Consider the following 12,162-nt stretch of genomic DNA (forward strand, 5'->3'; position numbering starts at 1 on the left):
CCGGCTCCTTAACGCAAGTTGATGGTGGTGTTCACACCGTCGTTGACGCTGTCGTCATCGAACCAGCGACTGGTGACGGTCTTGGTCTGAGTGTAGAACTGCACCACTTGCTTGCCATACGGGCCGAGGTCACCAAGTTTGGAGCCGCGCGAACCGGTGAAGCTGAAGAATGGGACTGGCACTGGAATCGGAATGTTGATGCCGACCTGACCGACGTCGATTTCGTTCTGGAATTTACGCGCCGCCGCACCGCTCTGGGTGAACAGGCCCGTGCCGTTGCCGAACGGGTTGGCGTTGACCAGCGCAATCGCCTCATCGAGCGTATTCACTTCCAGTACCACCAGCACCGGGCCGAAGATTTCCTGGGTGTAGATCTGCATGTCGGTGGTCACGCCGGAGAACAAGGTCGGGCCCACGAAGTTGCCCTTCTCGTAACCCGGAACCGTGATCTCGCGACCGTCCAGCTCCAGTTTCGCGCCTTCCTTGATGCCGCATTCGATCAAGTCGAGTATCCGCGCCTTGGCTTTTTTCGAGATCACCGGGCCGACGTCAGTGCCCGGCTCGCTGCCGGCATTCACTGTCAGTTTCTGCGCCAGCGCTTTCAGGTCCGGCAACCATTGTTTGGCCGCGCCCACCAACACCACCACGGACGTAGCCATGCAGCGTTGACCCGCCGCACCAAAACCGGCGCCGACCAGGGCATTCAGTGCTTGTTCGCGATTGGCATCCGGCAGCACCACAGCGTGGTTCTTCGCGCCCATCATCGATTGCACGCGCTTGCCGTGCTTGCCGGCCAGGTCGTAGACGTGAGTACCGACTGCGGTCGAACCGACGAAGGAAACAGCCTTGATGTCTTTGTGCGTGCAGAGTGCGTCGACCACATCCTTGCCGCCATGCACGACGTTCAGTACGCCCGCTGGAACACCGGCCTCAATGGCCAGTTCCACCAGGAGCATGGTCGACATCGGGTCCTGTTCGGACGGCTTGAGCACGAAGGTGTTGCCGCAGGCGATGGCCATCGGGAACATCCACAGTGGAATCATCGCCGGGAAGTTGAACGGGGTGATGCCGGCGCACACACCGATTGGCTGGCGCAGGGTGTAGGTGTCGACACCGCCGGCCACGTTCTCGGCAAATTCACCCATTTGCAGGCTGCCGATGGAGCACGCGTGCTCGACCACTTCCAGGCCACGGAAAATGTCGCCTTCAGCGTCGGCGATGGTTTTGCCTTGCTCGGCGCTCAGGACCACGGCGATGCGTTTGGAGTGTTCACGAATCAGCGCCTGGAGCTTGAGCATGATGCGCATCCGCGCGCCGATTGGCGTCAGCTTCCAGGTCTGGAAGGCGCGATGGGCAGCGCTGATCGCGGCGTCGACTTCTTCGGCGGTCGCAAACGGCACTTTGGCCAGCACTTGCTGGGTCGCCGGGTTGACGATGTCGTGCCATTCGGTGGTTTTGGATTCGACCCACTGGCCATCGATCAACAGCTTTACCGTTTGGACAGTGGTTTCGTTAGGCGTGAGCGAAGCGTTCATGTGGGTCTCCGGATGCTTGTTTTTATCTTGGGAGCCAAGGCGAGAAAGTCGCCTTGAGATGAGGCGTGTGCCGCGAATTGGTTGTCGAGCTGTTTTTGGAGTATAGATGTGCAAACTTCTAATAAGAACGCACATAAAAGCCGGTCCATCATGCAAAAAAACATCACGTCTTTAGGCTCGTTGAACTGGGATGACCTCAAGTTTTTCCTCGAAGTCGCCCGCACCCGCAAGGCCAGCACTGCGGCCAAGCGCCTGGCAGTCGACTACACCACCGTGTCGCGGCGCATCAGTTCGCTGGAAGCGGCATTGGGGACTTTGTTGTTCGAGAAATCCCGGACCAGCGGTTTTGTCCTGACCGCTGAAGGTCAACGACTGCTGGGTTACGCCGAGTCCATTGAAAGCACGTTGCACATGGCTTGCGAGCAGGTTTCGGGGTCCGGGGTGGCGTTGTCCGGTCACGTGCGCATGGGTTGCACTGAAGGCTTTGGCAGCTTTTTCATCACCCCGCAACTGAGTCATTTCGTCGACGCCTACCCGGCCATCTCCGTCGACATCCTGCCGCTGCCGCACTTCATCAGCTTGTCCAAGCGCGAAGCCGACATCGTCATCGCCCTGGAGCGTCCGGAACACGGGCCGTACGTCTGCTGCAAACTCTGTGACTACCGATTACAGCTGTACGCGACCCAGGACTATCTGGACAAACACCCACCGATCCGCCTTCCGGCAGACTTGGGCAAGCATTCATTCATCAGTTATGTCGACGATCTGGCATTCAGCTCAGAGCTGTTGTATCTGGCGAACGTATTGCCCGGCGCCAGCGCCAATTTGCGCAGCACCAGCGTGATCGCGCAATTCGTGGCGGCACAGCAGGGGCGGTCGCTGGCGATTCTGCCGTGCTTCCTGGCGGCCCAGGACCCACGGCTGCTGCCGGTGTTGCCGCAGGAGATCAACATTACTCGGCAATTTTGGATGTACTGCCGGGAGGACCTGAGGAAGCTCAAGCGAATCACCCTGTTGTGGGATTACATCCGCTCGGTCACTGAACAGAATCACGGCCTGTTGATGGGTGAAAGCCGGGAGATGTTGTTCGCCGACTAGTCGGCGCGCAATCAAAGGTTCGGTGTAATCCCCTCTTCCAGCTCCAGCATCAATCCGCTCAAGCGCTTGACCTTGCGCCGCACCGCCTCCTCGAAGACACCCGCACGCGGCTCGATCAAGGTGAACCAGTGCTTGGCCCGGGTGATCCCGGTGTAGATCAGTTCCTTGGTGAGCACAGGGTTCAGGGCATCCGGCAGAATCAGCGCGGTATGGGCGAATTCCGAGCCCTGGGATTTGTGCACGGTCATGGCGTAGACGGTTTCGACATCGTTGAGCCGGCTAGGCAGAACCAAACGAACGCCGCCCTGGCCGTCATTGCGTGGGAACGCCACGCGCAACACCTGCTTGCCTGCTTCGGGTCCCTCACGCTCCGGCAGTTTGAGGGCGATGCCAATGTCACCGTTCATCAACCCCAGGCCATAATCGTTACGGGTCATCAATACAGGTCGCCCTTCGTACCACTGCTGATCGCTGTCGATCAGTCGGGCCTTGAGCAATGCGGCGGTCACTCGCTGATTCAACCCTTCCACGCCCCACGGCCCTTTACGGACGGCGCACAGCAACTGGAAAGCGTCGAAGGCCTGCAACACTTCTCGCGCCCATTCGGTCCAGCGTGCATCGTCGAGCGGGCTGTCGAGCGCTGGCCGCTGCCTGCGCAGAAGATTTAAATAGTGGCGATAGCCTTGCGGTCCTTCGCCATGGCCTTCGAGCAACAATCGCTCCAGCGCCCGGTCTTGCTCACCCTTGAGTGACAGGGAAAACACGTCGTCGTGGCTTCGAGCCGCCAACAACTTGCGGGCTTGTTCGGGTTGTTGCTGATTGACCCACCGAGCCAGTTGACCAATGCCACTGCCCTCGCCGAACCGGCGCGAATGGCGCAGCATCACCACTTGCTGGGCCAGTGGATGAGCGCCTTGGGTGTCAGCCTGTAAACCACTGGCTTCCAGGCTTTCACCACTGACCGCTTCCAGCCACTGGCGAGTCTGCGGGCTGTACCAACCCGCCTCGGCATCCCGGCACAGGTCGCCCAGCACAGCGCCGGCCTCCACCGATGCCAGCTGATCTTTGTCCCCCAACAGTACAAGCCGTGCGTGGGCCGGCATCGCATCCAGCAGGTTGGCCATCATTTCCAGGTCGATCATCGACGCCTCGTCCACCACCAGCACATCCAGCGGCAAGCGATTACCGGCGTGATGGCGGAAGTGTCGCGTGCCGGGACGACTGCCCAGCAAACGGTGCACAGTGGTGACGTCAGACGGGATCTGGCCGCGAACCGATTCGGCGACGGCCAAGGTCCGGACTTGTTGGCTGATGGACTCCGTGAGCCGGGCCGCCGCTTTGCCGGTAGGTGCGGCAAGCCGGATGCGCAGCGGTTTTCCGGCCTCCACGGCGGGCGCCTGAAGCAATGCCAGCAAGCGCACGACGGTGGTGGTCTTGCCGGTGCCAGGGCCGCCGGTCACGATGCTGAACGCACTGCGGGTCGCCAAGGCACAGGCGAGTTTCTGCCAGTCGATCACTTCACCGGTTTTGGCGGAGCCAAACAGACCGGTCAGGCGTTGGGGTAAATCATCCGGTGTCGTTTCGTGTTCAGCCAAGCGCAGGCGCAGGGCATCGTCGATGCGTCTTTCGTAAGCCCAGTAGCGGCGCAGGTATAGACGCTTGCCGGATAAAACCAAGGGCCGCGATTGCGCAGATTCACGACCATCTGCGGCCAGCGCCACCAGATTGCTGGACGCCAGAACCTTGCACCAATGGGCTCCGTCCAGCGCTTCAAGCAATTGCGACGGCAATACCATCGCACCACTGTGCAGATCACCTTCAGGGGGTAGCGACAGGGCGAAATCCGGTTCTTTCAGCGTCTCGAACAAGTCCAGACACACATGGCCGTGGCCCAGTTGATGACTGGTCAGCGCGGCCGCGAGCAGCACCAACGGATCATCGTCGGGAGCGAGTTCGTGGAGGAAGGCGACGAAGGCCTTGTCCAGCGCTCGCAACCAGCCCCTTTCAACCCAGCGCGTCAGTAACAGCAGCAGGTCATCGGCACGACTCAATGGCGTCAGATCCGCCAGGCTTTCGGCCGCCAAGGGTGTGGGCAGCAAATCGGCGAAGGTGCGACTCATAGCAGTACTCCCTGTTCCCACGCGGGTTCGGCCTTGGGTTCTGGCTTGCCCTGGAACATTCGGTCCAGTCGTTCGATCAACTCTTTGGGTGGGCGGGCGAAATACGCGCCTTGGGTGGCGGCACGTGTACCTCGAAGGAACAGGTAGACCGCGCCTCCGACATGCCGGTCGTAATCGTAGTCGACAAGCCGCGCTTTGAGTTGCCGGTGCAAGGCCAACAGGTACAACACGTATTGCAGGTCATAGCGGTTATCGAGAATCGACTGTTCCATGGCCTGCTCGGTGTAGGCCGCGTCATCAACGCCCAGCCAGTTGGATTTGTAGTCGGCGACGTAATAGCGGCCATCATGCTCGAAGGTGAGGTCGATAAAGCCCTTGAACATGCCGTTGAGCAAAACCGGTTCGGCAGCCACTCGGGCAACGCCGTTGTGGGTGTGTTGGCGCACCAGTTCATCCAGCTTGAGCACGTCGACTTTATGGCTGGCGAACCAGAACTCCATCTCCACACGGTACTGGGTCAGTTGCTCGAATATCACCGGTGCGGTCCCGCCGCCGATGTGTAGCGGGGACTTCAGTAAATGCTGCAGCCAATCGCTCAGCGTTGTGATCCAGCCTTCCCAGCCACGGCGGTTGCAGCGCCGGGCAATCGCGTCTTCGACCGCTTGCGGGGTGGCAGCAAAACCTTCGTCGCCGGCCCACTCCAGCAAACCATGGAGAAAGGTGCCAGGGTTGGGGCCTCGGGGGAATCGATGGATATCACCGCCACTGGCCATCACTTCTCGTGGAGCGTGCGGATCGAGGCGTTCGTCGTCGAAAAGCTTTTGCGCTTGCGGGCTATCAGGAGCTGAGTCACTGCCCTCGCTCAAACGGTCGCCAATGCGCAAGGCGCTGTACGAGGCGATCCACCAGTTTTCACTAGCCTTGCGTTTGGGGACGCGCAGCGCGAGCAAGGTCGCCTGGTTTTGCGGCGGATGGTAATGCTCGGCGGTGGCTTGCGGCATTTCAGTGTAAGTCAGCGCCGGGCAGTCCTGCTGCAAGTCTTCCAGCCAGCGTTTCAAGCCTGCCGACTCGGCCAATGGCAAACCGCCCCCCAAAAGGTAACCCAGAGCCGACAGGTGCAGCACTGAACTGTTGTTATTGCCGCGTTTGAGATCCGTCACGCCGAGCCAGCACGTATGTTGCGCGCGAGTCAGGGCGACATACAGCAAGCGCAGATCCTCGGCCAGACGTTCATCGTCGGCCAGGGCAATCAACTCGGCAGTCGGCTTCAATGACACCTGAGCCTTGCCGTTTTCGTCGTGGTAATGCAGCGGTAAACGACTGCCATCCACCGGTTTCGCCGAACAGATAAACGGCAGAAACACCAAGGGGTATTCAAGGCCCTTGGACTTGTGAATGGTCACGACCTTGACCAGTTGTTCGTCGCTTTCCAGGCGCAGGATCTGCTCTTCACCAGCCTGGCCGGACAACGCCAGATGCTCGGACAAATGACGAATCAGCGCCTGCTCACCATCGAGCTCGGCCGCTGCCTGCTGCAGCAGTTCGGACAGGTGCAGCAGGTTGGTCAGTACTCGCTCCCCGTCGCTGCGTGCAATCAATGCTTGCGGGAGCTGGAAGTCGTGCAGCAAACGTCGCAGCATCGGCAGCACACCTTGCTTGCGCCAGAGCTCGCGATAGCCACGGAATTGCATGACCCGTGCTTCCCAGGCGAGCTCGTCCTGATTCAATCGTTCCAGTTCAGCCAGCGACAGATTGAGCGTGATGCAGGCCAACGCGGCTCGCAGTGGCCGCTCGACATCGGGCTCGGCACAGGCCTTGAGCCAGGTCAGCACGTCGTGAGCTTCTTGTGCGGCGAACACCGAGTCCTTGTCCGACAGATAGACGCTGCGCACACCTCGGGCCGAGAGCTCGCCGCGCACCGCTTGAGCTTCTTTTCCATCGCGAACCAGGATCGCGATATCCGCTGGCAGCAGGCCTCTAAAGTCCTTGCCGGCCTCGACGAAACCCGCCCGCCCTTGCTGCCCACCATTGAGCAAAGCGGTGATCTCACTGGCGCAGGCGGCAGCCAATTGTTGCCGGTACACCGCACCGGACAGGGGTTGTTCTGCGGACAAATGCCAGATGTTCAGGGACGGCACCACCTGCCCCTCTACGTGCAAAACCTCTTTGCGACCCTGGGATTCGACGGGTAAAAACGGTACCGGGTTCTCGCCATTCTTTTCCCGAAACAGAAACGCGCCGCGCCCCAGCTCACGAGACTCGGCGCGTTCGAATACGTGATTCACCGCACCCACCATGCCGTGGCTGGAGCGGAAGTTAGTGCCCAGCGTGTGCAGTCGACCGGTGGTGGCCTGACGGGCACGCAAGTAGGTGTAAATGTCGGCGCCCCGGAAAGCATAGATCGCCTGCTTCGGGTCACCTATTAGGAACAGGCCGCACTCGGGATTGTTATCTTCGATGCGATAGATGCTTTCGAAGATCCGGTATTGCACCGGGTCGGTGTCCTGGAATTCGTCGATCAACGCGACCGGGAACTGCTCACGAATCAAGGTGGCCAGGCGCTCGCCTCCCTCGGACTGCAAGGCGGCGTCAAGGCGCAGAAGCATGTCGTCGAAGCCCATCTCCGCGCGGCGGCGCTTTTCTTCCTCGAACCGTGTTCCAACCCAATGCGCGGCATGTAGCAGAACCGCGGCATCGGGGGTCGGCAGTCCGTCGAGGCTGGCCTTGAGGCCGGGCATTGCGTCCAATCCTGGATGACGGGGCGCTTCGCCCTTCCAGGCTTCGGCCATGCCGTCAGGTGTCAGACGAATGAAGCCGGTGCCGATGTCCAGTTGCTCAAGCGCTTCATCCTCGGCCCAGGCTTTGATTTTTCCGAACCAGGGTTCGAAGTAGCGCGCCTGCATTTTTCGACCGTCGACACTCTTGCTCGCAACGCCTTGATGACAGATGACCAGCAACTCGTCCGCCCATTGGCGCCAAGGCATCTTGAGTTCAAGCAACGCGCTTCGTCGTTCCTGCAAACATTCGTTGATCAGCTCGGCCGGCTCTTTTCCTTCAACACTGTCGCGCTCGCTGGCGAACAAACCGCGCACGCGCGGCAGTAGCGCGGCCGGACCGCCCCAATTGTTGCGGACCCAGTTCAGCGCATCGCCTTGCATCGGATAACAGAACAGCCTCCAGTAATCACGCAGGACTTCGCCCAGCAAATCACTGTGATCGGTTTCCAGGGTCTGGGTAAACAAGCTGCCGCTGTCGAACGCATGTTCGCGCAGCATGCGCTGACACCAACTGTGGATGGTCGAGACAGCCGCCTCATCCATCCATTGCGCGGCGATGTCCAGACGGTTTGCGCAGCCTGACCATTGTTCGGGCAGGTACTGATCACGCAGTTCGGCAATGAGGCCATCCGGCGCTGTTGTCTCATCACGGAAGAACCGCGCAGCCTCGGCCAGGCGTGTGCGGATACGTTCACGCAACTCTTTGGTGGCGGCATCGGTGAAGGTTACGACGAGAATTTGCGGCGGTAACAGCTCACGCCCGAAACCACTCACTTCACTGCCGTGCCCCAGGACAAGGCGCAGATAAAGCGCGGAAATGGTGAAGGTCTTGCCGGTCCCGGCGCTGGCTTCGATCAGTTGGCTGCCGCGCAGTGGGAAGGCCAGCGCCAGAGGTGTTTTTTTGGTCATGAACGAGCCTCCTCGCTGGTCAGTGAACGCCAGGGGGCTTCAAGCATCGGTTTGTACAAGGCATTGCACCAGTCGGGGAATGTCTCGTCGGCGAGCAGTGCATCGTAGTCAGCAAACTGCCGGGTGAGTGCAGGGCTTTCGCGGCGTTCTCCGTCAGTGGTCTGACCATCGCCCTCATAGGCTTTACGGGCAGCGGCTTCGGCTTTCAGCGGCTCGGTTTGGCCAAGCCAGGCGAAGGCTGTTTTTACTGCAATCGGCAGGGGTTGACGCATGCCCGCCTGCCAGGCGTCCAGGAGATGTCCCAAAATTTTAAGTGCTGCGCCCTTCTCCATCGGCTCCAGCAGCAGGCTGTCGTCACTGGCTACTAGCGCGGTGGTCATCGGTATGCCGCTGGCGCAGGCAACCAGATGATTGACCCAAGGCCGCGTCAAACGGTGCCATTTTCGGGTTTTGACTGAGCCAATGCTGTTGGGGATGGTAGTGACCGACAGCAAACCACCGTCTGCACGCTGGTGCAGGCCACTGAGCCAACCTTCAAGGCGCAGTCCTTCCAACTCAAGATTCACTGGCAGAGCGCTGGCAAGCGGCGTCGGCCATAACGCCAGGAGCTGTTGATAGCGCTGCAGCAGATCCGGCAACGGCTCGATCAACTCACGCTGAAGGCATTCGCCGAATCCAGCCATGGGCAACAGCCCACTGTTTTGCAGGCGTTTGGCCTGATCGTCAAGTGCCTGATCGGCGTGATCAATGCGCCCCAGAGCCGCTGCAAGCAAGCTGTCGCTGAGGGTATAGCGTTGCAGCGCATCGAGGACAAAGGGTTCTTCATCGGCCAACGGCACTTCAGCCGCTTCGAAAAACACTTTCAAGCGCTGACTGAAAAAATGCCGCACGGGATTGCGCACGAAGTCCTGCAATTGACCGAGGCTCAGCGGCTCCTCCTGTACGTAAGCCTCAAGTACTTCGACGTCAGCCACCTGATCAGTGACACGATGAAGTACCTGCCACTCATTGGCGTAGCTGAACAGCGCGTCACCTTCATGAAAGTAGCGAGCGCTGAAAGGCTGCAATGGATGTTCCTGAGTCATGGCCTTTAGCAGGTCCTTGTCTTCATCGCGCAGTCGCCAGCCGCTGGCGAGATGGTCACGCAATTGGCCGATCAGCACTGAGGCAGGGCGCTCACTGTTATCCCGAATGCTACGGCCAACCCAGCTGATGTAGAGCTGATCACGTGCCGACAGTAGTGCTTCCAACAGAAGATAACGGTCATCTTCGCGGCGAGACCGATCACCGGGGCGGTAGTCACTGCCCATGAGATCGAAATCCAGCGGTGGTTGCGCACGTGGATAGTCGCCGTCGTTCATGCCCAGCAGACAGACCCGTTTGAACGGGATCGCCCGCATCGGCATCAAGGTGCAGAAGTTAACGGCACCGGCCAGAAAACGCTGGGACAGGCGGCCCTGATCCAGTCCGGCCAGCCAGGCTTCCCGAACAACGGTCAACGGTAAATCATCATGCAAACCTACGGACTCGCAGGTATCGAGCCAGGTTTCGCGTAACTCTTCGAGCTGGGCCAGCAAGTAGTCGTCGTGCTCGTTGCTGGCTTGAAAGAACAGCTGCACCAGTGCTTGCAACCGCACACCCCACTGCTTGGGTGGTGCAGGTTGAGTCAGTTCCTGGTGGGCAATCTCCAACGCATCCAGCAAGGCCACCAAAGGTCCGATAAGTGCGGCATCCAGACCGCCAATTTCGTCGTAAGGCTCGATATCTTCGCACGCATTCGCACTGCCCACCGCATAACCCAGCAGCATTCGGCGCAGGCCAAATCGCCAACTGTTTTGCTCCAGCGCTTCAGGCAATCCCAGACCCGCACGCTGTTCGGCATTCATTCCCCAGCGGATGCCGGCCCCTTCGATCCAGCGGTGCAACGTCGGCAGGTCACGCTCCTCAACGCCAAAGCGGGCACGTAATGCGGGAACGTCCAGCAAGTCGAGAATCTCGCTGACGGGGAAACGGCTATCGGGGAGTTTAAGCAGGTGTTCGACGGCAATCAGCAGGGGATCGCGACCACGCTGGCCTTGATCCGCGAGCGTGAATGGAATGAAACGTGGATCCTGACGTTCAAGCTGACCGAACACGGCGCGAATATGCGGTGCGTAACTGTCGATGTCCGGAACCATCACGATGATGTCGCGAGGCCTTAGGTCCGGATCAGCGCTGAAGCGTGCGAGCAACTGATCATGGAGGATCTCTACTTCACGCTGGGCACTATGGGCGATGTGAAAACGGATCGACTCGTCTTGCTCCAGATCGACAGCTGGCCAGCATTCTCGCGTCTCGCTCAGTGGACGCAATTCGAGAATGTCGTCCTGCAGTTGATTGAGCATGCTCTTTGGCTGATTGTCGCTGAACAGGTCGATACGTCCGTCACGAAATGCCGAGCTATAGCTGTTGGGATCGTCATAGCTGTCGAGAAGATTGATGTAGTCCCGTCCCTGTTTGCCCCAGGCAGCCAGCAGCGGATGAGCATGCTGGTGGAGCGTTTGCGGGTCGAGCACAACGGGCATTCCGCTCTTGCGGGCCTGGCGCTTGTATTGATGCCGTAGCAGGTCTTTATCGGCGACGATGTCGGCCCAATGGTAACGACAAGGATTATGTACACACAGCAGAACCTGACTGAAACGGGCCAGTCCCGCGAGCGCTTCGAGGGCTTGAGCGGGCAGAGAAGAAATCCCGAAAACGATCACCCGTGCAGGCAATCCGCTGGGTGCGACGTCGAGGCTGTTAATGCGTTCTATAAACCGCTGATGAACACCAGCACGGCTTTGCGCCATGCCTTCCTCGCCCACATCCAGCAACAGCGCTCGCCATAACTCCGCTTGCCAGCAGTTGGCCGAGGCCAGGGGCTTTGCTTCGCCTCTGCCATTGCGTATTTGATGACGACCTTCTGCCCAGTCTTCTAGCCAGTCGGCCCGGTAGACCTGGTATTGGTCGAACAGGTCGGCCAGTCGCTCAGCCAACTGGTAGCGCTTACGCAAATCAGCGTCATGGGTCAGGAAGCGCTGCAGCGGCTCGAAGTGCGGCTGGTTGATCAGTTGCGGAAGGAGGCGCATCAGACGCCAAGTCAGTGGCGCTTTATCGAGCAACGATTTGACCGGGATTTCATCCCGCCCAAGGACCATGCGATAGAGCTGCCACATGAAGCTACCGGGTAACTGCACGTCGATGGCTGCTGCAATACCGCAGCCGCCCATGTCATCCTCTTCCGGATCTTCAGCCAGTGCCAACTTAAGCCATTGCGCGATGCCATTGCTCTGCACCAGGGCGATTTCGTTTTCCAGGGGGGCCAGCGGATAACGCCGCATTACGCTGATCACCAGGCTGCGCAGTTCATTCAGACTGTTGCTTTGAACCACCATAAAAGCAGCGTTGAGGGACATGGCGTCCGGCATAAAGGCTTCCTTGGGAAAATACAAACGCTAGGGCCGAACCTTAGCACTGTCGGGAGACTGTGACAGCCGGGAGCTGTCCGGTAATGCTGTACGAACTTTCCTGCAGACAAAACAAAACCCCTACCTGCATACGCAGATAGGGGTTTCGGAATTTAATCTTGACGATGACCTACTCTCACATGGGGAAACCCCACACTACCATCGGCGATGCATCGTTTCACTGCTGAGTTCGGGATGGGATCAGGTGGTTCCAATGCTCTATGGTCGTCAAGAA

The 12,162-nt window shown here is 59.5% G+C and carries 5 protein-coding genes and 1 rRNA gene; 1 reads left to right on the forward strand and 5 read right to left on the reverse strand.

Features of this window, described 5'->3' with window-relative positions; genetic code table 11:
- Positions 1 to 8: 8 nt before the first annotated feature.
- Positions 9 to 1,535: a CoA-acylating methylmalonate-semialdehyde dehydrogenase gene (locus KGB06_RS18735; RefSeq protein WP_223518400.1), complete on the reverse strand. Its 1,527-nt coding sequence runs from the start codon at positions 1,533 to 1,535 to the stop codon at positions 9 to 11.
- Positions 1,536 to 1,685: 150 nt separating this feature from the next.
- Between KGB06_RS18735 and KGB06_RS18740 the strand changes: the two genes are divergently transcribed.
- Entirely contained in the window at positions 1,686 to 2,633 is a 948-nt protein-coding gene (locus KGB06_RS18740; RefSeq protein ID WP_223518402.1) for a LysR family transcriptional regulator, read from the forward strand.
- Positions 2,634 to 2,644: 11 nt separating this feature from the next.
- On the opposite strand, the gene recD is transcribed toward KGB06_RS18740, so the two are convergent.
- From recD to rrf, 4 genes are all read right to left on the reverse strand, one after another.
- Entirely contained in the window at positions 2,645 to 4,753 is a 2,109-nt protein-coding gene (gene recD, locus KGB06_RS18745) for an exodeoxyribonuclease V subunit alpha (protein ID WP_223518404.1), read from the reverse strand.
- Positions 4,750 to 8,439: an exodeoxyribonuclease V subunit beta gene (recB, locus tag KGB06_RS18750; protein WP_223518406.1), complete on the reverse strand. Its 3,690-nt coding sequence runs from the start codon at positions 8,437 to 8,439 to the stop codon at positions 4,750 to 4,752. Before recB ends, recD begins: the two co-directional genes overlap by 4 nt.
- Entirely contained in the window at positions 8,436 to 11,888 is a 3,453-nt protein-coding gene (recC, locus tag KGB06_RS18755; RefSeq protein WP_223518408.1) for an exodeoxyribonuclease V subunit gamma, read from the reverse strand. Before recC ends, recB begins: the two co-directional genes overlap by 4 nt.
- 156 nt (positions 11,889 to 12,044) lie before the next feature.
- Positions 12,045 to 12,160 (reverse strand): 5S ribosomal RNA (gene rrf / locus KGB06_RS18760).
- Positions 12,161 to 12,162 lie beyond the last annotated feature (2 nt).

The organism is Pseudomonas sp. GL-B-19 (assembly GCF_019956415.1).
In the GTDB taxonomy this organism is placed as follows: domain Bacteria; phylum Pseudomonadota; class Gammaproteobacteria; order Pseudomonadales; family Pseudomonadaceae; genus Aquipseudomonas.